Annotated in this window: 18 protein-coding genes and 1 riboswitch; of the genes, 2 read left to right on the top strand and 16 right to left on the bottom strand. The window is 62.5% G+C overall.

The features are described 5' to 3' along the window. Positions 1-60 precede the first annotated feature (60 nt). The 4 genes from BCM02_RS05440 to hrpB form a co-directional block, all read right to left on the bottom strand. Positions 61-810, bottom strand: a complete 750-nt coding sequence (locus tag BCM02_RS05440) for an EcsC family protein (protein ID WP_148928729.1) — start codon at positions 808-810, stop codon at positions 61-63. Between the two features lie 721 nt (positions 811-1,531). Then, positions 1,532-3,616: a HelD family protein gene (locus BCM02_RS05445; protein ID WP_148928056.1), complete on the bottom strand. Its 2,085-nt coding sequence runs from the start codon at positions 3,614-3,616 to the stop codon at positions 1,532-1,534. A 470-nt stretch (positions 3,617-4,086) separates the two neighbouring features. Beyond that, positions 4,087-4,362: a DUF1294 domain-containing protein gene (locus tag BCM02_RS05450; RefSeq protein ID WP_148928057.1), complete on the bottom strand. Its 276-nt coding sequence runs from the start codon at positions 4,360-4,362 to the stop codon at positions 4,087-4,089. A 45-nt stretch (positions 4,363-4,407) separates the two neighbouring features. Continuing rightward, positions 4,408-6,888, bottom strand: a complete 2,481-nt coding sequence (gene hrpB, locus BCM02_RS05455; RefSeq protein ID WP_148928058.1) for an ATP-dependent helicase HrpB — start codon at positions 6,886-6,888, stop codon at positions 4,408-4,410. Positions 6,889-7,708: 820 nt separating this feature from the next. Here hrpB and gluQRS point away from each other — a divergent pair. Together gluQRS and BCM02_RS05465 are read left to right on the top strand one after the other, a co-directional pair. Then, a complete protein-coding gene (gene gluQRS, locus BCM02_RS05460) occupies positions 7,709-8,677 on the top strand; it encodes a tRNA glutamyl-Q(34) synthetase GluQRS (protein ID WP_187434044.1) in 969 nt (322 codons plus the stop codon). Positions 8,678-8,700: 23 nt separating this feature from the next. Next, complete coding sequence (locus BCM02_RS05465) at positions 8,701-9,126, top strand: GNAT family N-acetyltransferase (RefSeq protein WP_148928059.1); 426 nt, start codon at positions 8,701-8,703, stop codon at positions 9,124-9,126. A gap of 96 nt (positions 9,127-9,222) precedes the next feature. On the opposite strand, the gene BCM02_RS05470 is transcribed toward BCM02_RS05465, so the two are convergent. The 12 genes from BCM02_RS05470 to BCM02_RS05525 all read right to left on the bottom strand — a co-directional run bounded on the left by BCM02_RS05470 (position 9,223) and on the right by BCM02_RS05525 (position 23,744). Next, complete coding sequence (locus BCM02_RS05470; RefSeq protein WP_148928060.1) at positions 9,223-9,939, bottom strand: adenosylcobinamide amidohydrolase; 717 nt, start codon at positions 9,937-9,939, stop codon at positions 9,223-9,225. Further along, a complete protein-coding gene (locus BCM02_RS05475; RefSeq protein WP_148928061.1) occupies positions 9,936-11,684 on the bottom strand; it encodes a cobyric acid synthase in 1,749 nt (582 codons plus the stop codon). The genes BCM02_RS05470 and BCM02_RS05475 overlap by 4 nt, the downstream gene beginning before the upstream one ends. Beyond that, positions 11,681-12,850: a threonine-phosphate decarboxylase CobD gene (cobD, locus tag BCM02_RS05480; RefSeq protein ID WP_148928062.1), complete on the bottom strand. Its 1,170-nt coding sequence runs from the start codon at positions 12,848-12,850 to the stop codon at positions 11,681-11,683. Before cobD ends, BCM02_RS05475 begins: the two co-directional genes overlap by 4 nt. A 26-nt stretch (positions 12,851-12,876) precedes the next feature. After that, on the bottom strand, positions 12,877-13,683 hold the full coding sequence (cobS, locus tag BCM02_RS05485; protein WP_148928063.1) for an adenosylcobinamide-GDP ribazoletransferase: 807 nt from the start codon (positions 13,681-13,683) through the stop codon (positions 12,877-12,879). After that, positions 13,662-14,645, bottom strand: a complete 984-nt coding sequence (cbiB, locus tag BCM02_RS05490) for an adenosylcobinamide-phosphate synthase CbiB (RefSeq protein WP_148928064.1) — start codon at positions 14,643-14,645, stop codon at positions 13,662-13,664. Before cbiB ends, cobS begins: the two co-directional genes overlap by 22 nt. After that, on the bottom strand, positions 14,642-15,316 hold the full coding sequence (gene cobU, locus BCM02_RS05495) for a bifunctional adenosylcobinamide kinase/adenosylcobinamide-phosphate guanylyltransferase (RefSeq protein WP_148928065.1): 675 nt from the start codon (positions 15,314-15,316) through the stop codon (positions 14,642-14,644). The genes cbiB and cobU overlap by 4 nt, the downstream gene beginning before the upstream one ends. Before the next feature lie 24 nt (positions 15,317-15,340). Continuing rightward, the gene (cobT, locus tag BCM02_RS05500; protein ID WP_148928066.1) at positions 15,341-16,402 is read right to left on the bottom strand and encodes a nicotinate-nucleotide--dimethylbenzimidazole phosphoribosyltransferase; all 1,062 of its coding nucleotides are present in this window, start codon (positions 16,400-16,402) and stop codon (positions 15,341-15,343) included. Positions 16,403-16,435: 33 nt separating this feature from the next. Further along, on the bottom strand, positions 16,436-17,218 hold the full coding sequence (locus BCM02_RS05505; RefSeq protein WP_148928067.1) for a heme ABC transporter ATP-binding protein: 783 nt from the start codon (positions 17,216-17,218) through the stop codon (positions 16,436-16,438). After that, entirely contained in the window at positions 17,215-18,249 is a 1,035-nt protein-coding gene (locus BCM02_RS05510) for a FecCD family ABC transporter permease (protein ID WP_148928068.1), read from the bottom strand. The genes BCM02_RS05505 and BCM02_RS05510 overlap by 4 nt, the downstream gene beginning before the upstream one ends. Then, positions 18,249-19,253, bottom strand: a complete 1,005-nt coding sequence (locus tag BCM02_RS05515; RefSeq protein ID WP_246183239.1) for an ABC transporter substrate-binding protein — start codon at positions 19,251-19,253, stop codon at positions 18,249-18,251. The genes BCM02_RS05510 and BCM02_RS05515 overlap by 1 nt, the downstream gene beginning before the upstream one ends. Positions 19,254-19,440: 187 nt before the next feature. Further along, positions 19,441-19,688: riboswitch (cobalamin riboswitch) on the bottom strand. Between the two features lie 137 nt (positions 19,689-19,825). After that, positions 19,826-21,367 carry a PAS domain-containing sensor histidine kinase gene (locus BCM02_RS05520; protein ID WP_187434045.1) on the bottom strand — a complete coding sequence of 514 codons (1,542 nt, stop codon included), beginning with the start codon at positions 21,365-21,367 and terminating at the stop codon, positions 19,826-19,828. A 181-nt stretch (positions 21,368-21,548) separates the two neighbouring features. Next, a complete protein-coding gene (locus BCM02_RS05525; RefSeq protein WP_148928070.1) occupies positions 21,549-23,744 on the bottom strand; it encodes a heavy metal translocating P-type ATPase in 2,196 nt (731 codons plus the stop codon). Between the last annotated feature and the right edge of the window lie 153 nt (positions 23,745-23,897).

The following is a 23,897-nucleotide window of genomic DNA, read 5'->3' on the forward strand; positions in this document are numbered from 1 at the left end:
GCTGCCCGAGGTTCTTTGCGTCGAGGTTGGGAGCGGCTTAGGCGCTGCTCGGTCCCGTTCTTACCCAAGCTGATCCAGCCGCTCCATCACCCTGCGCTTGCGGTACAGCATCGTCGCCGCCTCGGCCACGTCCTGCAGCGTGCCGCGGTTGATGAACGCGCCGAATATCATGCCTGCCACCGGAATCAACTGGAACAGCTTTTTCCATCCGTAATTGTCCCGATACACCATGATCACCTCGCGCCACCCCTGCAGCTGCGACGCCATCTGGTCATGCGACTTCTTGCGGCCGTATAGCGACAATTCGTCCAGTATGGCCTTCTTGCCGACGATATCGGAGGAGGCGAACTGCAGGCATTTCACGGCGAAAATCCGCTCTTCCTTCAGCTTCGGATCGTACCCGTAGCAGATCGCGATCTCTTGGATGATCTTCAGCGAAAGGCCGAGCAGCGCCGGGACGTCGACCGCCAGCGTGAATATTCCGCCGAACCCGGTCGTCGCGCCCTGCATCGTGGCCAGCGTCTTGCGGCTGCTGGCGAGACCTGCCGCGACGGCATCCATCGTTTGCAGCGGCATCGCGGCTGCGTCGCCGATGGAAGGAACCTGCATTTTGCGCAAAATTTCGCGTTCGGAGATAAGGTAACGCCCGCCTGTCTGCACGTAGCTGCCGACTTCGTCCAGCGCCTGGCCGATCTTCTGCTGCAGGAACTTCGGCGTCAGCTTGTCGAGGAGCATGAACGGAATCCGGCCCAGCTTCTCGAAGAACCAGATATCCTTCTGCCCCTTCTCCCACTTCTCGATCTCCAGCATCGCCGCCCGCAGCTGCTCCTTCGTCTCCGGCGGAGGAGGGGCTGGTACCGTTCGGGCCGGCGCCGGCGCCGGGTGTTCGGCGGACGGACTCGCGGCGCTTGGCGTCGGTGCATGGGTAAGCGAAGCGCTGGCTGGGCGATCGTCTTCGATGAACCCGTTGTCGCGCTCGGTAACGTTGCTATTTTGTTCATCGTCCATTGTATGAGCAGGCTCTATCGTTTTCTGCGGACTAATTCCTGGTGAGGCCGTAGGACCGCCGCTCCCGCTTGCCGCCCCCGCCTGTGCTGCGGCCTCGCTAGCCGTCTGCGCCGCTCTGTTTGTTTGCATTGCTTCCTTGTTCGCGGACACTGCTACCGCTTCTTGTTCGATTTCTCGCTCCGACATATCGGCACGCTCCTTTTCTCTTCCCTATTCGTTAGTACACTCGTACGCGCCGGATGAATAAGAGGATGCACGCAAATGCTTCTTCGCCTTGAAAACCCGACTTCCGACGGGGACGAATCGACAAAATAATGGCTGAAGCACGACGCTGCCGGGTTCGGGTATGCGCTCCCGTTCGGATCGCGGACAGCTTCGACTCTTTCTGCTAGAATAGCCGGCGCGAGGCTTTACATGGAATGACGGCGCTCGCGGTTTGCTTTTCCATAGCGTCGGCACGATCCCGTTACGTTATCCGAGTACGAAAAAAACCGAAGATCCATTGGACCTCCGGCGTAAATCCTTAGTCGGCTTGCGCGTCAATCAGGCCCGTCGCCGGACCGCTATGGAAAAGCGTCAGTTTATGCAGCGCGCGGGTACAGCCGACGTACAGCAGCTTCGCGTCATCCGATCCATAGCTGGCGGCGTCCGCATCGGCGATAATGACCGCGTCGAACTCCAGCCCTTTGGCCAAATAGACCGGCACGACGGTCAACCCGCCGCCGTATGCCTCCTGCTTGCTGCGCACGACGGATGCCGCAAGTCCAGCCTGTGCCAACCGCTCGCCGATCGCTTCGCAGGCTGCAGCCGTCCGGCCGAGCACCGCGATCGTCTTATACGCGCCGCCGCCCTGCCATTGCTTAACCGTATCCGTCAGCCTCTCAAGCCGCTCGTCTTCGCGGGCCTCGATCAGATCGACGGGTTCGCCGCTGCGGAACACCGGCACGGCCGGCTTCACTTCGTCGCCCATGCCGCGCAGGACGTGATTGGCGAACTCGATGATCTCCATCGTCGAGCGGTAGCTCCGGTCCAGCTCGAAGTAGCCGCGTTCGTCGGCTTCGAACAGGTCGGACAGCTCCCGCCAGCTGTGTATGCCGGCGTACCCGTGAATGCCCTGCTGCAGGTCGCCGAGCACGGTCATCGACGGCTGGCGCTGGCACAATCGCAGCGATTCGAGCTGAAAAGGCGAATAGTCCTGCGCTTCGTCGATGACGATATGGTCGTAGTTCGGGCGTTCCGTGCCGAATAAGCGCAAGTGAATATAGACGAGCGGAGCCAAATCCTCGGCTGCGGCCAGTCCTTTCTTCACCCGCTTCTTCGTCTCCGTCCGCACGGACGCCGGCAGCAGGCCGCCCACCGTCTCGTCGTCCATCAACGAGGCGTAGAACGCTTCCGCCGTGTACGACGGAATTTTCTTCGCGTACGCGTTCAGCTTGGACGTCGCTTTCGTCTTGATCTTCTTGTCGGTGAACCGGCGCGCCTTCCACTCGGATTCGAACCATCGCTTGAGCCGGCTGACGAGCCGTTCGCGTCGGCGCATGAGCGGTTCGCCGGACTCGTCGGTTTCGAGCCATTCGCGCATTTTGGCCACGCTCAGCACGAGCCGGTCCATCGGCTCGAATGGTTCCTCGGGCAGCAGCCGCGTCTCGATGTCCGCCAATGCGGCGTCGATCGCTTCCTTGAAGCGAAGGCTGCCCTTCAGCCGGCCCGACGACCGCTCCATCTGCTCGCGGGTGCGGGGATGCTCGAACCAATAGGCGAGCGCGTCGGCGCTGTCGTCCATCCGTACCGCGTTTTGCAGCGTCTCCAAGGCCCACTCGGTATAAGTCGTCTGTAAAATGTCGCCTACGCCGAGCTCCGGCAGTACGCCGGAAATATAGTCGAGGAACATCCGGTTCGGCGCGAAAATGACCATACGTTCGGCTCGGATCCGACCGGCGTATTGATACAGCAGGAAGGCAAGCCGATGCAGCGCGACGGTCGTTTTCCCCGAACCGGCCACCCCTTGAATGAAGACGGCCTTGTTCTTCTCGGTCCGGATGATGCGGTCCTGCTCGTGCTGGATCGTCGAGACGATATCGCGCAGCTTGTTGTCCTTGCTCTCGCCGAGCCGGTAGAGCAGGAACTCGTCGGTCACCGCCTCGTCCTCCTGGCCGCGCACGTAGCTGTCGACCAGCCGTTCCAGCGCGCTCTCGCGCACCATCAGGTTGCGCTTCAGATGAACGACGCCTTCGATCGTGCCATCCGGCGATTCATACGCTACCGGGGCTTCCCCGCCGCTAAAGGCGTAGAACAAGCTCGCGACCGGGGCGCGCCAGTCGACGACGAGCAGCTCGTTCGTCTTCTCGTGCGCGACGCCGGCCTTCCCGATATAGAGCGGCTTCGCGTCCCCTTGCAAGCTTTCCTGAAAATCCAGTCGCCCGAAGTACGGCTCCCGCTTGGATACCTCCAGCCGTTCTCTGCGCTGCTCGTTCTGCAGGTCGATCATTTGCTCGGTGAAATCGCTCCCCGTGTACCGCGGACCGATGGCGCCCAGTTGATGGCCGATATGCCCGAGCACATCCTCCAGCCGCTTCGATTCGTGTTGAAAGGCACTTTGAGCGTTCATGTCAGTTACCCCCCATAATCAGTCTTCCGATCCCGGAAGCTGATGGTGTATTGAAACCAGAAGCCGCATGGAGTTCATGCGGCCTGTGATTTGTCATATGAATGCAAGGCGCGTGGCGCGCCCGGCGAAAGGTAAATATAGCATAATGGCGGAAGGGGAGTCAATTGGGCGTTACGCCAGCCCTTGGGGCCAACGTGCCGGTCGAAAATGCGCTGCCTGCCCGCTCCACCGCATCGCGCATTCGCCGTGGCCGCAGCCGATATTGCCTATCAGGCGCGCTAATTGGGCATACCAGGCAAACGAGTGCGGCGCGAGCCAGTCCGGATGAGATTGCGGATGTATAACGGCATAAATCATCGCCATCGTAGAATGGAAAGGAACATCACTTCAATGCCAAGAAACCCGCAGCACTCACGCGCAGCGGGTAAACCCGCGTTATCCTATAACACTCTAACGCGTCTACTTTCCCCTCAACCAAACAACAACCATCGAAACAAGGCCACCAGCACCACGACGTGCACGATCACCAGCACCGGCAAACCGACATAAAACTTCGCGTGCTTCGTTTTATGTCGGTACGCCCGCATGCCGAGATACGCCCCGACCGAGCCGCCGATCGCCGCGTATGTCATCAGCCGGCGTTCGGATACCCGGCGCTTCCCCTGCCTAGCCAGCGCTTTGTCGTTGCCCATCAACATAAAGGCGGCGATGTTCATTAACACCAAATATATGACGATCGCGATCATCGAACGCGGTCTCTCCTCTCCATGGCCAAGCTCGAAGCGCGCGCCTTACGTCCGCGGTTTCGCCCGGTTCGTCGGCATCGCTTCCAGCGGATTATCCGGCCAGTAATGCTTCGGATATCGGCCCTTTAGATCTTTCTTCACCTCGAAATACGCATCCCGCCAAAAGCTCGCCAAATCGCGCGTGACTTGCACCGGCCGCTGTGCCGGAGACAGCAGATGCAGCGTGATCGGCAGCTTGCCGCCCGCGATGCGCGGCGTCTCCGCCAGGCCGAACAGCTCTTGCAGCCGGACGGAGAGCGACGGCGCCTCCGGGTCGCTGTAGTCGACCGGAATGCGCGAGCCGCTCGGCACGGTCAAATGCGTCGGCACCTCGCGGTCGAGCTGCTGCCGCTCGGACCAGCTCAGCAAGCCTTCGACCATCGTCGTCATGTTGAGCCGTCCGAGATCGTTCTTGCCGCGCATGCCCGCCGCGTAAGGAGCAAGCCACTCCGCTAGCGTCGCGGTCAAGCCTTCATCGGATACGTCAGGCGACTCCGGATTGTGCCGGCGCATCAGCTCGACGCGCGCCTGCAGCTGACGCGCCGGCTTCGTCCACGGCAGCAGGCCAAGTCCCTGCTGGCGCAAGCCTTCGAACAACGCCTCCATGACGAGCGCGGCGTCCGGATTCTGCGCCGGCCCTTCCTGCAGCGTAAGCGCGCCTAGTCGTACGCGCCGTCTAGCCCGAACGGCCTGAGCCGACTTGTCCCACGCCACTTCCGTCTCTTCCCGGATGAGGGACGAGCAGTATTCGTCCAGCTGCTCGGCCGTGATCGGCGCGGCGAGCCGAATTTCGCCGTCCGTCCCGGCGTCCGTCATCTCCGCCGCCACTACATACGATGCTGTGGACAGCGGTTGCATCTCCGAGATGGCGCCGCCGCGCCCGCCGCTGAGAAGGAAGCGGCCGTCGCCGCGCCGCTTGCCGATCCGATCCGGGTACGCCAGCGCCAGAAGCACGCCGCACAGCTCGATATCCCGGTCGGATCCGCCATCTCGGATGCCGAGCTCTCGCCGCCAGGCGGCCGCCTCCGTCTGCAGGCGTCGGAGCGCCGCCTCGTCGGCTTCTGCGGCGGTTCGCTTGCCGCGGATCGCCTCAAGCCGCAGCCGAACGTCGATGTTCCGGCTTCGCAGCGGGTCGCGATCGCCGAGCAGGGCGGCCAGCTCGCAGGCGGCCGCGCCCAGTCCGAGCGGCTCGGCCTTCAAGACCATGTGGGCGAGACGCGGATGCATGCCGAGCTCCGCCATGCTGCGGCCATGCGCGGTCGGCTTGTCCGGCTGCGCGGGATCAAGCGCGCCAAGCTCGACCAGCAGCGACACCGCCTGCCCGTAAGCTGCGGCAGGCGGCACGTCCAGCCACAGAAGCTCGGCGGGATCGGCCACGCCCCAAGCAGCCAGCTCCAGCGCAAGCGGCGCCATGTCCGCTTCTCGAATCTCCGGCGTGCTCTGCGCCTTCAGCATCCGGTGCTGTTCCTCCGTCCACAGCCGGTAGCATACGCCGCTGCCCTCCCGGCCGGCGCGGCCTCGGCGCTGATCCGCCGACGCGACGGAGACCGGGACGGTCTCGAGCCGGCTCATGCCCGTGCGCGCGGAGAAGCGAGGCACCCGGCTAAGTCCGCAGTCGACGACGATCCGGACGCCCTTCACCGTCACGCTCGATTCGGCGATCGACGTAGACAGCACGATTTTGCGCTCGCCGGGCTCGGCTGCCCCTACCGCGCGGTCCTGCGCTTCGGCCGGCAAACTGCCGTACAACGGCATGATTCGCACGTGAGCGGGGAGTCCGGCTGCCGACAGCAGCGTATGCACGCGCCGGATTTCTCCGGCGCCGGGGAGGAAGACGAGCACGTCGCCTTCGTCTTGGCGGATCGCTTCCGTTACCGCACGGGCGCACGCCGCTTCGATCCGCTCTTGCGCACGGACGCCGACGTAACGGGTGTCCACCGGGTAAGCCCGGCCTTCGCTGACGATGACCGGCGCGCCGCCGAGCAGCGAGGCCACCGGCTCTGCTTCGATCGTCGCCGACATGACGAGCAGACGCAGGTCGTCGCGCAATAGTCCCTGCGATTGCAAACTAAGCGCCAATCCGAGATCCCCTTGAAGATGCCGTTCGTGGAACTCGTCGAAAATGACGACGCCGACGCCTTCCAGCGCCTGGTCCTGCTGCAGCATTCGGGTCAGCACCCCTTCGGTCACGACCTCGATCCGCGTCTTCAGACCGACCTTCGTGTCCATCCGAACCCTGTAGCCGACCGTCTCGCCCGGTTTCTCGCCAAGCGAAGCGGCCATGAATCGGGCCGCCGAACGTGCGGCGATCCGACGCGGCTCCAGCATCAAGATGCGCTTACCGCCAAGCCACGGCGCTTCCAGCAGCGCCAGCGGCACGCGGGTCGTCTTGCCCGCGCCCGGCGCCGCGACTAACACCGCGTTACATCCTTTATTTAGAACGTCCGCCAATTCAGGCAGGACGCTATCGATCGGTAATTCTTTCATGCGTACGGCTCCTTGCAACGATAAATTCAACGACGGCCTGATCGTTCAGGCAACCCCCTCTATTATAGGGGGCTTCCCTTCTAAAAGATAGAGAAGCCGGAGCTGCAATGACGCGAGGTTGGCAGCTTAGCCGCATCACCTTCGCACTTCGGCCGGTACCATAAAAACTTGGTACTATCGAAACGTTTCTAAGCAAGTTATGGTCGGATTACACGCGAGAATAGCGTTGTGGTCACATGACATCGTAACGAGAGAGGGATTTATTTGAGCGAGGGGAATTCAAAGACTCTGATTATTATTAGCGTGCTGCTCCTTTCGATCGGCATTCCGTCCGCCATACAGATGATTTTTTTCTTGAGTTTCCCGGGATTTTACGAGAAAGGATTTTTGACAGGGATCGGCCAGCTTTTCATATGCGGGATAACCATTGTAGGTAATGCCATTATCATACCGTATAGAGGCTTGTTTTTTTTCAATCGATACGTTCACCAGTTCGGAATTGAAACCGGTAAGAGTAAGCTAATTCGCAAAGTAGCGCTGTTATTGCTTATTAGCGCAGTCTTGCAAATCCTATTGACCATAACGGTCGAAAATCCTTTTAAAGATCCTCCAGTCCCTCAATTTTTCTAGCTGTTCCCTTTGAGCAGCATTGCGTCAAGCTTGTATAGCCCCGCGCTCCGTTCATTGCGGCCCTCGGGTCCTCATGCTATCATAAGGCTTAATTAATGGGATGCGAACAGGCGCAACATGCGCCGCGCCGCCTTCGATCCGGGCAGTAGTAGAACCGGAAAGTTGGCAGCTTCTAGAACGGAGGATTTTCATGACCCCAATGCGAGGTAGATTCGCCCCCACGCCTTCGGGCCTCATGCATATCGGCAATGCGCGTACGGCGCTGCTTGCCTGGCTGCATGTCCGCCAAGCAGGCGGCCAATTCGTGCTGCGGATGGAGGATATCGACATGCCGCGCTGCAAGCCCGAGCTGGCCGAGCAGGCGCTAGCCGATCTGCGCTGGATCGGGCTGGACTGGGACGAGGGGCCGGACGTCGGCGGCTCTTACGCCCCTTATGTCCAGAGCGAGCGGCTCCGCGATTACGAGGAAGCCTTGCGGCGGTTGGAACGGGACGGGCGTCTCTATCCGTGCTACTGCAGCCGCGCGGAGCTGCTGGCCATCGCCAGCGCGCCGCACGGTCTCGGAAGCGAAGGCCCCGCTTATCCCGGCACCTGCCGGAACCTGACCGCCGAAGAACGGGCAAGGCGGGGCGAGACGAAGACGCCTTCGCTGCGGTTTCGCGTGCCGGACGAGCCCTTCCGCTTTGATGATCTGGCCGCGGGCGAACAGCGCTTCCCCGCCGGCTGCGGCGGCGACTTCGTCGTGAAACGGGCCGACGGCATCGTCAGCTATCAGTTGGCCGTCGTCGCGGACGATGCGGCCATGGGCATCACGGACGTGCTGCGCGGCTATGATTTGCTTGACTCGACGCCGCGCCAGCTGATGCTGTACGAAGCGCTTGGCTTGCCCGCCCCCCGCTTCGCCCACGTGCCGCTCTTGAACGGCACCGACGGCAAACGGCTCGCCAAGCGCCACGGCGCGATCTCGCTGGCCGGCCTGCGCCAATCCGGCGTGTCGCCCGAGCGGATCGTCGGCTGGCTCGCGGCCATGAGCGGCCTGCTCGATCGCGCGGAGTCCGTGAGCGCGAAGGAGCTCATCTCGGCTTTCCGCCTTGACCGCATTCCGAAGGAACCGGTTGTGGTTACGGACGAACAGCTGGCGGCATTAACGCTACATTAAGCAGCAAAGGAGATTTCCACGCCATGACAACATCCCCCTATACCTTAATCGAACGCCTCCCCACGCCGAGCGAACATCTTTTCTTATGGGAAGGGGTCGGCTGGGGCAGCGTAGATCCCGACACCGCGGCAAACTCGCTTGCCCGCTCCCTATTCGGCGTCGTTGTTCTCCACGAAGACCGAGTCGTCGGCATGGGACGCATCGTCGGCGACGGCGTCATGTATTTCTATATTCAGGACGTAGCGGTACTGCCTGACCATCAGAAGCACGGATTGGGCAAAATGATCGTCGAACGGCTGATGGCGCACATCGGACAATGCCGGCTCAAGAACGGTGCCCCTTTCGTCGGACTGTTCGCTTCCCAAGGGAAAGAGCCGTTCTACGAGCAGTTCGGGTTCCGCAACCATGCGCCCGGCATGACGGGCATGTTCACCGTGATCGATCAATGACCTTCTTTTCGAAGCAAGACAAAAAACCTCCGAATTCCGCGCAAACGGATCAATCGGAGGTTTTTCGTCGTTGTCCGATAAGGATTGGCTAGCCCACTACTTCTCGCCGCTCGTTCGCACGGACTCATGCACGGTGTCATACACCATGCGGCCGAGCAGGTTGCCGATCGAGGTAGCCGCCCCGCAATAGGCATGAGTAGCCTCGAATCGTCCGGATTGACTGACGGCGACGACGACCGAATCCGTCGTCGTGCCGGTCGCCGTGCGCCCGTCCAGCGGATCGAGCACGTCCAAATCCTGCAAAGCGGCGGCTTTCGCCTCCGTCGCCGTAATAAGCGCCCCCACCATGGCCGCCTCGGTCAAATGCCCGTCGATGAAGATGAACGTATTGATCGTTCCGGCGGCATAGGCCGCAAATACCGGCCGCTCCGCGCCGGCCCGCGCCGCGTTGCCGATCCCGGCCGTGCTGATGCACAGCGCGTTGAAGCGGTCTCCAGCCGCCTCGACCACGGACGCATGCGTCAGCTTGGCCGCCGTCAGAAGCCCGACCGTGGACGTCGACGGATAGCCGCGGCCGCGAATCATCGCGCCCAAGTCCAAGACCGGATCCCGTTCATTGTAGCTGAGCGGCACTTTGCGATTCACGAAATGATCCGCTCGCCCGCGCCCGCCGCCGTATACCGCGCTGCTAACCGTTTCCAGCAAGCGATCCGACCGGGCGAGGATATGGTCGCCGTCGACGAGACGAAGGTCGAGCCCCGGCCAAAGCTCCGCACGATAATGCGCCCCTTCCCCGCGAAAAGGCTGACTCATCGCGTCTCGTCTCCGAGGCCCATCATCTGCTTGAGCAGATCGACTCGGACATGCCGGCGAACATGCTCGGCCAGACGGCCGAACGCTTCCTCGCGGCGCTGACGCGTCGGCACGATATCGGCAACCGGCTTCAATCCCCGCGATTCCCGCACCCGGTTCAACCAGGCCCTGCGGAACGCGTCGTTATGGAGCACGCCATGCAGGAAGGTGCCCCATACCCGCCCATCCGCCGATGCACAGCCTTCGGCGAAGGGCGCAGAATCCAAGCGTTCCCTCAGCCGGAACGGACGAACCTGCGAGCCGTTCTCATCCGCACCTAAGCCTATAACGCCGCCATCGGACTCACCGTCGATGGCTTCGGCATTCGCCAACCCCTCCCGCTGGTGCGAGATCGCGATCGATGCGTCGGCCGCCGCTGCTTCCGGCCAATTCACGGCGCCCATATGAATCTCGTAGCCTTCCACGGGGTACGTTTCCGTCAGCCCGGGCAAGATCGCCATCCCCTCGACCCGTACGGTCCGCTTCTCCGCCGCGAACGTCACTTCGAACGGAAACCAGCCCAGCCCGTCCGTCTCGTCCCGGTCCGATTCCGCATGCAGCGGATCGAGCAGGCGAAGTCCGAGCATTTCGTAGCCGCCGCATATGCCGACGACATCCCTTCCTGCCTCGCGATGCCGCTCGAGAAGCGTCGCAAGTCCGCTTTCTCGCAAGTACGCCAAATCGTCGACAGCGTTCTTGCTGCCTGGGATGATGACGATATCCGGCTCTCCCCATTCGCGGGCATCGCGCACGAAGCGCACGCGAACGTCGGGCTCCTGCAGCAGCGGATCGATATCGGTAAAATTCGAGATATGCGGCAGGCGGATAACGGCGACATCGAGCAGGTCTCCGGGCACGCCGGCTAGTCTCCCGCCAGCGCCGTCCGCGCGATCGCCAACGCCTGCAACCGCCAATTCGCCTCCATTCGCGCGCTCTCGCTTCTCGGAAGCCTTGGCGGCGGCCATCTTCCCGTCGAGCGACAACGAATCCTCGTCCTCGATGCCAAGATCCGGCAGATACGGCACGACGCCGAGCACGGGTTTGCCCGTGCGCGCCTCCAGCCAGTCCAACCCGGGCTCCAGCAGCGAGACGTCGCCGCGGAATTTGTTGACGATGAACCCGCACACCCGCTCCCGCTCATGCGGCTCCAGCAGCTCCATCGTGCCGACGATCGCCGCGAACATGCCGCCCCGGTCGATATCCGCGACAAGCACGACGGGGGCATCGGCCCAACCGGCCGCGCGCATATTGACGATATCCCGGTCCTTCAGATTAATCTCGGCCGGACTGCCCGCGCCTTCCAGCACGACGACATCGTATTCGGAACGCAGCCGGTCCAGCGCGCCGCGCACGATCGGCTCGGCTTCCCGCAATATTTGCTCCCGGTATGTCCTCGCCGCATAATCGCCCATCGGCTTGCCATGGACGACCACCTGCGACACCATGTCTTTCTTCGGCTTTAGCAAAATCGGGTTCATGTCCGTTGTCGCCAGAATGCCGCACGCATCCGCTTGTACGCCCTGCGCGCGGCCGATCTCTTTGCCATCCCACGTCACGTAAGAGTTAAGCGACATATTCTGCGACTTGAACGGCGCGACCTTGTAACCGTCCTCGCTCAATATCCGACAGATGGCCGTGTTAATGACGCTCTTGCCCGCATCGGACGCGGTCCCTTGAATCATGACCGTACGCGCCGGCTTCTTCATCGGCCCTCGCCTCCCTTGCGCGACGCATCGCGGGAGACGTTATCCGTGCCGTCGCTCTCCTCGCGCAGCGCCGCCCGTAACGCTACAAGCATTAGAACGTGCTCATTCCGGAACCGAACCGCGACCCGGCAGTACGTCTCGTCCAGGCCTTCAAAATGCGACGCATCCCGAATCAGCACGCCGCGCTCCCCCAGCTTGCGCTGAAGCTCGCCGGCGGTCAATCCGAAGCGGGGCGGAATGCGAAACAGCACGTAATTCACGTGGCCTTCCGACACGATCAAGCCGAGCGTTTCCAACTGCCCGGTCAACCATGCGCGCTCCTCCCGCAACCACGCAAGCGTCCGCCGCGCGTATTCGTCCTCATCCAGAACCGCTTCGCCGATCAGCTGGGCCAGCGAATTGACGCTCCAGGGCACCTGCTGCTCTCTTAGCGAAGCGATCGTCGCCGCGTCTGCGACCATATACCCGAGCCGGATGCCGGGAATGGCGTAAAATTTCGTCATCGACCGGATGACGATCAACTGTCCACCTTCCGTCCGCGCCGCTTCGCCAAGGAAGCTGTACCGAGCCGAGCCGCCGACGAAATCCATGAACGCCTCGTCCAGCACGACGCGCTCGCCCTGCTCGAGCAGCAGCCGAATCGTCTCCGGCTCGATCAACTGACCGGTCGGATTGTTCGGATGCCCGAGAAACCAAATCGCCTCCCCGGCGGTTCTGCCCGCTTCGCGAAGTTCGCGAACCGTCCGTTCGACGTCCTCGCTACCTAACATGAATCGCGGATCCGGGGCAAGCCGAATCGTCCGAATCGGAATCCCGTTCTTGCGCGCGGCATCTCCGTACTCCGCGAAGCAAGGCTGGACGAGCACGACTTCTGCCGGCTTCAGCACGCGCACGGCAAGATCGATCAGCTCGGCCGCCCCGTTGCCGACGAGCAGTTCGTCCTCGCTTACGCCATGATAGCCGGCCAACTTCCGTCGCAACCCGCGCACGGCGGGGTCCGGATAACGGCCGATCGCCTCCGCATAGGCGCGCAGCAGCTCGCCGACGACGGCGGGCGGCCCGAACGGATTCATGTTCGCGCTAAAGTCGACGAAGCGCTCCGCCGGGATGCCGTACAGCTCCTGGGCCGTCAGCAGATCGCCGCCATGGCCGAATTTCTCCAACATGAGCCGTCAGCTCCTCTCTTGATCTTCTATAGCAATATCGCGCATGCCGCCAACAGCAGCGCGGCTTCCAGCAGCTCGTTCATCGCGCCGTACGTATCGCCGGTCAGCCCGCCAAGTTTCCGGCTTAGCCACCAGCCGCAAGGCCCGCCGACGACGAGCGTTAACGCGCCGCCCTCGACGACATAACCGCCTGCTTCTGCCAGATTGTACCCGAATAACGCGTAGACGCCGAACAATAAGATAACATGCGCGAGCAAGGCCGCCGCGATATGCCGTCTCGCCACGCCGGCGAACATGCCGCCAAGCCCTTCGTTGCCGCGCGCGTTCGGCCATAGGACCATCGCAAAGGCCATCCATAACCGGCTCCACATGCAGGCGGCGGCGATATGAGGAGCAGCGGATGCCAGCGCGTCTCCTTCAAGCAGCTCGGCGAGCAGGCTGAATTTGAACAGCAGCACGGCGATCGCCGCGATGACGCCCATCGCGCCCACGCGACTGTCTTTCATAATCTCCAGCATCCGCTCCCGGCTCCGGTGGCTAAGCACGCCGTCGGCGGTATCCATGAGCCCGTCGAGATGAAGGGCGCCGGATATCGCGATCCATACGACAAGCATGAGGACGGCGGCAGGCATGGACGGCAGCGAGCCTTGCAGCAGCCAGCCTGCCCCTGCCGTCAGCAGTCCGACCGCCAACCCCACGAGGGGATATGCGGTGACACTCCGGGCGAGTATGCTTGGGGTGAACGGAATTTGCGCCGGAACCGGGATGCGGGTCAGCAGTTGAAAGGCGGCGCCGATCGCCTGCAGCCCCGTTATGAACGAACGATCAGCCATGTCCCGATTACCCCCACGAAAATCAAAATGCTCGTCGCGTACAGCAGCCTTACCGCACTTAGGATATCCTTAGCCGCCAGCGGCCGCAGCGGCCATCCCATCCGCGCACGTTCGCTGACGCGGCCGAAGTAGACGTTGCGGCCTCCCAGCTCGATGCCGATGGCCCCTGCCGCCGCCGATTCCGGAATCCCGCTGTTCGGACTCGGGTGCAGTGTCGCGAATGTATGCACCGCGCGAAAGGCGCGCGCCGGCGACAAACCGGGCAGCAGCGCGGCCGCCAAGGTCATGACGAGACCGGCGAGTCGAGCCGGAATATAGTTCAGCGCATCGTCCAACCGCGCCGATGCCCAGCCGAAATGAATGTATTTGTCGTTCTTGTAGCCGACCATCGAATCCAGCGTGTTCGCCGCGCGGTATAACATCGCCAGCGGCGCCCCGCCAAGCAGCGCGAACACGACCGGAGAGAGAAATGCGTCGACCGTGTTCTCCGATACCGTCTCGATAGCCGACCTGGCCGTGTCGCGCTCGTCCATAGCGGACGTATCTCGGCTGACGATATAGCCCGCATAATGGCGAGCCTGACCGAGATCGCCCGCGGCAAGCGGCCGATAAACGAGCATCGCCGCGTCCTTGAGCCCTTTGACCGCGATCGTCGTGGAGACGAACCAAGCGGATAGTGCATATCCGACATAAGGATGCACCCAATCCGCCGCCCGGACGAGCAGGGCCAGCGCGGCATATGCCGCCATGACGGTAATAAGCGCCAACGCGACGCCCCGAAGCTTAAGCTTTCCGGGCGTCGGCGCGGCGCTATCCGGGCGCAGCCATCTCTCCAGCCTGCTAATCAATCTGCCGATCAGGATGACCGGATGCGTCGGCCACCTTGGATCGCCGACGAGCCAATCGATCGCGATCGCGGCGGCCGTAATGAGCAGCGTTTCTTGCAGCGAATAGAACATCACGCATCCTCCAGCCGGAACGCCAGCTTCTTCAGATCGAGCGGGAACCCGGCCACGACCAGATACGCTTCCTCGCAGACGCTGGCTAACTTGCGGTTCATTCTTCCCGCCGCGTCGCGGAAACGTCTTCCGAGCGCATATGCCGGTACGATGCCGCTGCCGACCTCGTTCGTGACGAGCAGCAGCGGACCCCGGTAAGCGGCAACCGCCGCCGCCAACTGATCGACAAGCCCGTCCAACGGGTCCTCGGCCGGATCCGTGTCTGGGTTCTCGCCAATCTCCTTCGTCGTCGCGGTAACCTCGGTTTGCACTGCCTCGTTAGCCTCAGCGCTTGCCGGATCCCCCTTGCCGTCCGCCGGCTCCAGCCGCAGCAGCTGATTGCTGAGCCACAGCGTCAGGCAATCGACGACGACGGCCGGCCGTTGCTCCGCGCGCGAGAATTGTTCTTCCAACGTCTGCAGCGTCTCCGCCAACCCGAACGGTTCTTCGATCGTCCGCCACGAATATCCGGAAGCCGCGCGAGAAGACCGGTGCAAGCCGATCCGCTGCCGCATCTCTTCGTCCCAAATTTGGGAAGTTGCGATGTAGACGGCGCCCGCGGCGAGCCGCATCGCGTACCGTTCCGCGAAATCGCTCTTCCCGCTGCGCGCCCCGCCGGTAATGAAAATGGCCAATTCCTATCTCCCCCTCAGCCTCCGCTAACCTTTCGATACGCCCGCGCTCTCGAACGTCGCCATCTCCCGCACGATCCGCTGCGCCGCATCGACGATGTGAAAACCGAGCACCGCGCCCGTCCCTTCGCCGAGGCGCATGTCCAAATGAATCATCGGCGAAAGTCCGATCGCCGCCATCAGCTGCCCGTGCCCCTGCTCTTGCGACAGATGGGATCCGATCATATAAGGTACGGACGCCGGCGCGATTCGCGAAGCGACCAGCGCGGCCGCGGACGAGATGAACCCATCGATGATGACCGGCAGACGGTTAGCCGCGGCGCCGAGCATGACGCCGGTCAGCGCCGCGATCTCCAGGCCGCCTACCTTGGCGAGCGCATCCAGCGGGTCGTCCGCATTGGGCGCGTTGACGGCCAGCGCGCGCTCGACGACGTCGACTTTATGCCGGCGACGGGAGGCATCGATGCCGGTGCCCAGACCGACGGCTTCTTCGGCCGTCATGTGCGCGAGCGCCGCGCATAACGCCGCGCTCGGCGTCGTATTGCCGATGCCCATCTCACCGGTCGCGAGCATAGCGTATCCTTGCCCCGCCAGTTCGCTAGCCGTCTCGATGCCGGCCGCGATGGCCGCAAGCGCCTCTTCGCGCGACATCGCGGGGCCTTGCGCCATATTGCCCGTTCCCGGCCGCACCTTTCGCTGCACGAGCGACGGGTGCTCGATGACGGTGGCAACACCGACATCGACGCAGACGACATCCGCTCCGGCTTGGCGGGCAAGGACGTTGACCGCGGCTCCGCCCGCGAGGAAATTAAGTACCATCTGAGGCGTCACCTCGGACGGAAACGCGCTAACGCCTTCGGAACAGACGCCATGATCGCCGGCCATGACCACGACGGCGCGCTTCGAGAGATCCGCGCCGATCTCGCCCGTTATGCCCGCCGTTTGCTTGGCGATGTCCTCTAATTTGCCCAGGCTGCCCGGCGGTTTGGTCAGCGAATCCAGCCGCGCCTGCGCCGCATGTACAGCTTCGGCGTCCAGCGGTCCGATCGCCGCAACCGTCCTATCCAGCAACTGTTTCGTTACGCTCATGATCTACCAACCTCTCCTCTTCCTTGTTGAACCTTATTCTCCGGCCCGCGAATGCAGCAGGAGCTGCGGCACGCCGCTGACCGGGTGCCGCACGACGACCGAAGATGCGCCGTATACCCGCTCGACGAGCTCCGCGTTCACGACCGCCTCCGGGGTGCCGGATGCTTCGATCCGCCCGTTGCATAGTACAAACAGCTGGTCGCAATATTGAGCGGCCAAATTCAAATCGTGCAGCACCGCCACGACCGTGATTCCTTGCTCGCGCTGCCACTGCTTGACCGTATCGAGCAGCTGCAGCTGATAGCCGATATCCAAATAAGTCGTCGGTTCATCGAGCAGCAGCAGCCGAGGCTCCTGGACCATAACCTTGGCCAGCGCGACCCGCTGCCGCTCGCCGCCGCTCAGTCGGTCGATCTGCCGATCCGCCAAGCCGCTCAAGCCGGTCAGCTCCAATATGCGCGCAATCAGCGGCGCCGGATCGGCGTTCTCCTCGCCCATCCAATTCTGGTACGGAAACCGCCCCATCCCGACCACTTCCTTAACCGTAAAACCGACCGGAGACAGTCCGCCTTGCTGCAGGACGGCTACATGTCTAGCCAGCGCCTTGCGCGTCCACTCGCCCGCGGGTTTGCCATCGAGCGCAAGCTGCCCCGCGTCCGCCCGCGCCGTACCCGCGATCAGGCTGAGCAGCGTCGACTTGCCGGCGCCGTTTGGCCCAATGATACCGTACATGCCGCCCGCGTGGAAGCGAAACGACACGTCGCTTAGGACGCGCTTGCCATCCAAGCTTAAACTTAATGCCTTTCCTTCGATCATAGCGTGCCTCCCTGCTGCATTTTGCGGCGGTAGAGCAAATACGCGAAGAATGGCGCGCCGATGAACGCCGTCACGACGCCAAGCGGAATTTCCTTGGGGCTGGCCACGGTACGCGCGAGCGTATCCGCCCACAGCAGATAAATGCCGCCGCCGAGCGCCGAGAGCGGCACGATCAGCCGGTAATCCGGGCCGACGATGAGCCGAATCAGATGCGGGATGACGAGCCCGACGAAGCCGACGACGCCCGCGACGGAGACGGCCGCCGCCGTTAGCAGCGTCGAGACGATCAGGACGGACAGCTTCGTCCGTTCGACCTCGATGCCCAGATGCGAAGCATGCCGTTCGCCGAACACGAACAAATTCAAAGCCATCGCATAGCGGATCAGAACGACCGCGCCTACGGCGAGGAACGGCAGCACGAGCTGGGCATGCTCCCACCCGCGCGCGCTGATGCTGCCCATCAACCAGGCGTTAATTTCGTTGACAACGCCTTGCGACATCGACGACATCAAGGACACGACCGCGCCGAGAAACGCCTGCACGATCACGCCCGACAGAATCAGGGTTTGAATATTCATCGCCCCCCGCGCGCGGGCTAGCGTCACGACGACCCCGAGCGTGGCGATGCCCGTTACGAACGCGACGCCCGGAATGAGCCACATGCCGACCGTCATATGATAGCCGAATAAAAGAATGAATGCCGCGCCTACGGAACAGCCCGTGGCGACGCCTAGCGTGAATGGATCGGCAAGAGGATTGCGCAGCACGCCTTGAAAACCCGCGCCGGCAAGCGACAAACACGCGCCGACGAGCAGCGCCAGTACAATGCGCGGCAGACGGACCTGAGTGACGATCGCGATCGCGGTTGGATCCGCGCCGCCGTCTCCGGCAGCGCCCGTCACATAATTCAGCAGGATGCGCCATACATCGGATAGCGGCACGCTCGCCGATCCGATCGACAAACTCACGACGATAGATGCGGCAAGGAGGAGCATCGCTGCTCCTCCATACACGTACAATTTGCGCCGCATTACTTCACGAGATCCGGATGCAGCTTCTTCGCGACTTCGAGCAAGCCTTCCGCCAAGCGAGGGCCTACGCGAACAAGCGGATCCTGTTCGACTTCATACAGCTTTTTGTTTTGAATGGCCGCGATGGCCTCCCAGCCCGGACGCTTCTCGATCGCGTCAAGAATCGGGTTTTTCTCGCCTTCTTTGATGTTCAAAGAAGCATAGACGATAACGTCCGGATTTTGCTCGATGACCTTCTCCGGATCAATCTCGTACCAGCTCGGCTGTTCCGCGATGTTCGCGCCGCCCGCGAGCGTGATGATCTCGTCCAGGAATTCGCCTTTGCCCACCGTCCAGCCGGGTGAGAACTCGAGGTACACCTTCGGCTTAGGCGCGTCCTTCACGGCATCCATCACCTGCTGGCGCACGTCTTTCATATGATTGGCCACTTCCAGCGCTTCGTTCGTCTTGTTCATGATCGCGCCGATCTGGCCGATCTTGTTCATGACCTCGTCGTACGTCTTTGGATCGGTCGCCAGCACCGTCAGATTAAGGCTGCGCAGCTTCTCGACCGCCGGCGCGTTCATCGACGAGGACGCCAGCACGAGATCCGGCTTGAGCGCGACGATCGCTTCGATATTCGCCTCCATGCCGCCTACTTTCGCCTTCGCCGCCGCTTCTTCCGGATAATTCGAATTGTCGTCCACGCCGACAACCGCATCGCCCGCACCGATCGCGAACATAATCTCGGTTTCGCTCGGCACGAGCGTCACGACTTTCTCCGGCGCCTTCTCGAACGTAACTTGCGCGCCCGTCGCGTCGGTCACCGTAAGCGGGTATACCGGAGCCGCGGCCTGCTCGCCTCCCGCGTTGCCCGCGCCCGAAGCGGCGTTATTCTCCCCGGCCGCGTTATTGTTCGTCGCCGCGCCGTTATTCTCCGCCTTGCCTCCGCAAGCCGCCAGCACCGCCAGCAGCATCGCCGCCGCCAGCAGCATCGCCAATCTGAAACCGATCGTTCTTTTCATGCTGTCCCCACTCCTTGTTCTTGCCGATATTGCAATTGCAAATAAAAAAAGCACTCCCGGGACCGTGCCGGAAGTGCTTGCCGCAGACATTCGCGCGTTTATGAGACGCCTTCCAACCCTTAAGGCCGGCGCGTGACGTAATCGATTGTCCAATCCAAGCTCCAACACTTCCCCAAGTCCACGTGGGCAGCGTGCTACCGAACAGGCAGGTCTCCTGACTCGAAAGCTTGCGCGCTGCCGTCTTCCCGGACCGCTTAAGCGGCCAGTGACTTCGAGGGGCGTCGCGTTGTCCGAAGAGCGGCGTTCGCCGTCCGTCGGACGCTTTCTTACAGTGGCGGGTCCGTGCCGGCATTGCACCGGTCTTCCCTTTTAACCTCCGCGTCGGGCGCAATTGCTTGCGTTCCTCGCTTCGGCACCTGTTCCAAGTATATGCAATTGTTCGACTGTAACTATATCACTATGGGAAAAGGCTTGTCTACCCCTTTCGCCGTCGGCAGGCAGGCAAGCGAGCCGAACGCAAAGACCCCCGGGAACAAGCCGTCCTCCGGGGGTCTCGCCTATAACCGCCTGCGTCAAGCTTGCGCCGCGCCTGCCGTTACCTTCGCCTTCTCGGTCGCCCTGCTTCCCGCCAGCGGCAGCACGACGGTCACCGTCGTTCCCAGCCCGCTCTCGCTGGCAAACGACATCTCGCCCTGATGCGCCTGCACGATTCGGTTGCAAATCATGAGGCCGAGCCCGGTGCCGCTGCTCTTGGTCGTATAGAACGGTCCGCCAAGCTTGTCGATCAGCTCGGTCGGAATGCCGATGCCCTGATCTTTGATCAGAATCGTCACCTCGCCCTCCCTGTGCGCGCGCAGCTCGATCTCGATGCGGCCGCCGCTCGGCATCGCCTCGATCGCGTTCTTGAGCAGGTTGATAAACACTTGTTTGATCTGATTCTCGTCGCAATAGATCGACGTGTCCGCCGTTTCGTTCAATTTTATGCACAGCTCGACGTTGTTCATGATCGCCTGCGTCTCGAGCAGCGTCATGACCGCGTGCAGAATCCGGATCAAGTCGTAATGGCCGAACAGTTGATTCGCCTGCGGTTTGGCAAGGGCCATGAATTCTTGCACGATCTCGTTGATCCGGTCGAGCTCGGCCAGCATGATATCGAAATAGTCGTGATGTTTGTCGAACTTCTTCTTCAGCAGCTGGGAGAAGCCCTTGAGCGATGCGAGCGGATTGCGGATTTCGTGCGCGATGCCGGCAGCCATCTGCCCGGCGACCGACAGCTTCTCGGAGTTGACGAGCGCCTCTTCGGCCCGCTTGCGCTCCCGGATATCCCGATAGACCGTCTGGACGACGATCCGCCGCCCAAGGAAATTGTGGATGCGGGTGCTGGACGCTTCGACGTCGATCGTCTCCCCGTCCAACCCGATCAGCTTGCTCTCGACGAACTCGAGCGGATCGTCGGACTGCATCACCGCGGAGACGCGCTCTGCCGCGGCTAGCCGCTCATCCGGGTGAACGAGCGAACCTACGCATTGATACAGCAGCTGTTCCTGCGTCTCCGCTCCCAGTAGCTTCATCGCCGCGTTGTTTATATAGATAATGGTATCGCCGTCCTGCACGATGATCGGCTCCGGCAAATATTTGATCAGCCGCTGATACCGCACGTCGTTCTCGGTGGAGAAATCGTCCGCTTGCTTCATGCTCGTCGTGTCCATGAGCGTTCCCATCAGCGCGGGCTTGCCGCGATAGGTAATCATATCCGCCTGCGTTTCGAAGTAGAACACGCTGCCGTCCTTGCGAAGTCCGCGGATCCACCGCATCGAATTCCGTTCGCCGCTTAACCGTCTGCGGGTTTCCTGGCGGAAAATCTCCATATCCTCCGGGTGTACGAGCTGCGGAGCCGTGATGCGCAGCATTTCTTGCTGGGTATAGCCAAACATCTCCGCGAGCCGGCCATTCGCGTATAGCAGCCGATCATCGCTTGCCAAGAAAACGCCCGTCAAGTAGTTGTCAACCAATCCATTGATATTGCTTGTCAAAATCGCATGAGGATTGATTAGCCCTCGTTTTTTTAATTGGGCGGCTTGCTGTCCGTTAAAAAAAGTGACACGACTTCTCATCGTCCATCCTCCGCTGTTTTGGGCAACCTTGTGTATAACCATTCGTTGCCCTGCCGCCGAAAACCTTCGGCCCTTTTGGCTTATTTTGCTTGTACCGGCTACCGAAAGGCCCATTCGCCCATGTCGATATAGTGCGATTGAAGTCAAAAGCGGGCGTTCCGTGGCAGAATCCTTTCTTCGCTCAATCCGAGATCTTCCGCAGCTGCCGGTTTAGCCGGAGGGCGTTGCCGACGACGGAGACGGAGCTGAACGCCATCGCGGTGCCGGCCATCCACGGCTCGAGCCCGCCGAACGCCGCGAACGGAATGACGCAGGCGTTGTACACGAATGCAAAGCCCAGATTCTGCCGGATATTGCGAAGGGTTAGCCGGCTGATCGCGACCGCGTCCGCGATGCCGGTGAGCCTCGCGCGGGCGAGCGCCATATGGCCGGCCGCCAGCGCCGCGTCCGTGCCGTTGCCCATGGCGATGCCGACGTCCGCCGCCGCCAGCGCCGGCGCGTCGTTCCAGCCGTCGCCCGCCATCGCGGCACGCCGGTTCTCCCGTCGCAGCCGCTCGATCAGCATTTGCTTGTCGGCCGGCATTAGCGACGCATAGACCCGCTCGATACCTGCTTCGCGGGCGGCCGCCCAGGCTGGCGCCGGATGGTCGCCGGTCGCGAGAATCGTCTCGATGCCCGCCCGCCGCAGCCGCTCTACCGCCTCCCGCGACGTGCGCTTGACCGGGTCCTCGAACGCCATCGCGCCGGCCGCTTTGCCACCCACGTAGACATAGAGCACGCTGCGGCCCGCCTGCTCCGAGCGCCGTGCGAACGCTTCGATCGCGGCGGTCGGCGCAAGCCCGCGCTCCTCGATGAACCGGGCGCTGCCCACCTCCACCAGACGACCGTCCACCACGGCCTCGGCTCCCTTCCCGGCGATCTCCCGGAACTGCCCGTCTTCCGGAAGCTCGATGCCGTCCGCAGCCGCTTGCTCGAGCAGCGCTTGGGCGAACGGATGCTTCGCGCGCTGCTCCGCCGCCGCGGCATCCCGCAGCAGCGCGTGCTTCGTCATGCCCGGCGCCAGCTGCAGATCCACCAGCAGCGGCTTTCCTTCCGTCAGCGTGCCGGTCTTATCCAGCACGACCGTATCGAGCGCGGCCAACCGTTCCAGCACGCCGGCTTCCTTCATTATGATGCCTCTTCGCGCCAATCGCCCCGAAGCGATGACGAGCGAGATCGGCGCGGCCAATCCGAGCGCGCACGGACAAGCCGCAAGCAGCACCGCTAGCGCATGGAGCGAAGCAACGCCGAGATGGCCCGGCTCCAGGAAGAAGAACCAGATGAGCAGCGTCGCGGCCGCAAGCAGCAGCATCGCGGGCACGAAGATTGCGGCGAGCGCGTCGACCCGGCGGCCGATGGAGGACTTGGACGATTGCGCCTGCCTCGTCAGCGCGGCGATCCGGCTGAGCATCGTGCCGTCGCCGACCGCCTGCGTTCGGACGACGATCTCGCCGCCGGCGACGATCGTGCCGGCAAAGACGGCATCCCCTTCGCCTTTAGCCGCGGGCATGCTCTCCCCGGTCAGGAACGATTCGTCGACCGAAGCTTGACCGCGCAAGACGATGCCGTCGGCCGCGAGCGGCTGGCCGGGTTCGGGCAGCATCGTCTCGGAGATGCGCAGCTCCTGTACCGGGATCTTCACTCTGGCGCCGCCGCGCAGCACCCAGGTCTCGGTTAGCTGCAGCCGCCCCAGATGCGTCGCGGCCTGCAGCGCACGGTCGGAGATCGCCGCTTCTAGCCACTTACCGAGCAGCACCGCGGTGATGACGACGGCCGACGTCTCAAAATAAAGCGGCCAACCCGCGAGCATCGCATAATAGCTGTAGCCGAACGCGGCCGTCGTCCCGACCGCAACGAGCACGTCCATATTGGCCGTCCGCTCGCGCAGCGCATAATAAGCGTTGAAATAGAAGGGCATACCGATGCCGAACTGCACGATCGCGGCGAGCACGAACTGCAGCAGCGGCTCCTGCACGAAGGAGGGGATCGGCACCGAGGAGAGCCAGTCGTAATGATGGAGCATCGCGATCAAGAGCGGCAAGGAAAGAACGACGGAGAGCAGGAGGCGCAGCAGCAGCTTATCCCGTTCCGCTCCGTCGTCGTCCGTGCCGTAAGGCGCTGCCCGGAAGCCCAGCTCGCTGACGCGCTCGATAATCCGCTGCGGTTCGATCACGCCGCTAGCGTAGCGGATGCTTCCGGATTTGCCCGCATAGTGAACGGACACGGCGTCCACGCCGGCGAGCTTGCCGAGACCCTTCTCTATTCTGGCGGCGCAGGCCGTGCAGCTCATCCCGTGAATGGCAATATCGAGCACCGCGTGCCGGTGTTGCTCCTTCATCTATCCTGCCTCCTTCCGACCGGATCGCCTTTCGAAGGTGTCTCCCTCTCATTCGGCGGCGCGGCTTCCCGATTATGAATCTCGTTCCGAAATGCGTCCTAGTTATTAACTATATGGCGCGGCGCGTGCGGACATGACCGAATGCTAGAAGAC

This window comes from Paenibacillus methanolicus (assembly GCF_008124765.1).
GTDB classification, from domain to species: Bacteria; Bacillota; Bacilli; order Paenibacillales; family Paenibacillaceae; genus Paenibacillus_Z; species Paenibacillus_Z methanolicus.

What these genes read in the sequence shown, in the direction of transcription:
- BCM02_RS05515 (WP_246183239.1), bottom strand. Translation starts at nt 19,253, where the DNA reads ATGAAAAGAACGATCGGTTTCAGATTGGCGATGCTGCTGGCGGCGGCG.
- BCM02_RS05450 (WP_148928057.1), bottom strand. Translation starts at nt 4,362, where the DNA reads ATGATCGCGATCGTCATATATTTGGTGTTAATGAACATCGCCGCCTTT.
- cobS (WP_148928063.1), bottom strand. Translation starts at nt 13,683, where the DNA reads ATGGCTGATCGTTCGTTCATAACGGGGCTGCAGGCGATCGGCGCCGCC.
- gluQRS (WP_187434044.1), top strand. Translation starts at nt 7,709, where the DNA reads ATGACCCCAATGCGAGGTAGATTCGCCCCCACGCCTTCGGGCCTCATG.
- BCM02_RS05440 (WP_148928729.1), bottom strand. Translation starts at nt 810, where the DNA reads ATGCTGGAGATCGAGAAGTGGGAGAAGGGGCAGAAGGATATCTGGTTC.
- BCM02_RS05510 (WP_148928068.1), bottom strand. Translation starts at nt 18,249, where the DNA reads ATGCGGCGCAAATTGTACGTGTATGGAGGAGCAGCGATGCTCCTCCTT.
- BCM02_RS05470 (WP_148928060.1), bottom strand. Translation starts at nt 9,939, where the DNA reads ATGAGTCAGCCTTTTCGCGGGGAAGGGGCGCATTATCGTGCGGAGCTT.
- BCM02_RS05520 (WP_187434045.1), bottom strand. Translation starts at nt 21,367, where the DNA reads ATGAGAAGTCGTGTCACTTTTTTTAACGGACAGCAAGCCGCCCAATTA.
- cobD (WP_148928062.1), bottom strand. Translation starts at nt 12,850, where the DNA reads ATGTTGGAGAAATTCGGCCATGGCGGCGATCTGCTGACGGCCCAGGAG.
- BCM02_RS05445 (WP_148928056.1), bottom strand. Translation starts at nt 3,616, where the DNA reads ATGAACGCTCAAAGTGCCTTTCAACACGAATCGAAGCGGCTGGAGGAT.
- BCM02_RS05475 (WP_148928061.1), bottom strand. Translation starts at nt 11,684, where the DNA reads ATGAAGAAGCCGGCGCGTACGGTCATGATTCAAGGGACCGCGTCCGAT.
- BCM02_RS05505 (WP_148928067.1), bottom strand. Translation starts at nt 17,218, where the DNA reads ATGATCGAAGGAAAGGCATTAAGTTTAAGCTTGGATGGCAAGCGCGTC.
- hrpB (WP_148928058.1), bottom strand. Translation starts at nt 6,888, where the DNA reads ATGAAAGAATTACCGATCGATAGCGTCCTGCCTGAATTGGCGGACGTT.
- cobT (WP_148928066.1), bottom strand. Translation starts at nt 16,402, where the DNA reads ATGAGCGTAACGAAACAGTTGCTGGATAGGACGGTTGCGGCGATCGGA.
- BCM02_RS05525 (WP_148928070.1), bottom strand. Translation starts at nt 23,744, where the DNA reads ATGAAGGAGCAACACCGGCACGCGGTGCTCGATATTGCCATTCACGGG.
- BCM02_RS05465 (WP_148928059.1), top strand. Translation starts at nt 8,701, where the DNA reads ATGACAACATCCCCCTATACCTTAATCGAACGCCTCCCCACGCCGAGC.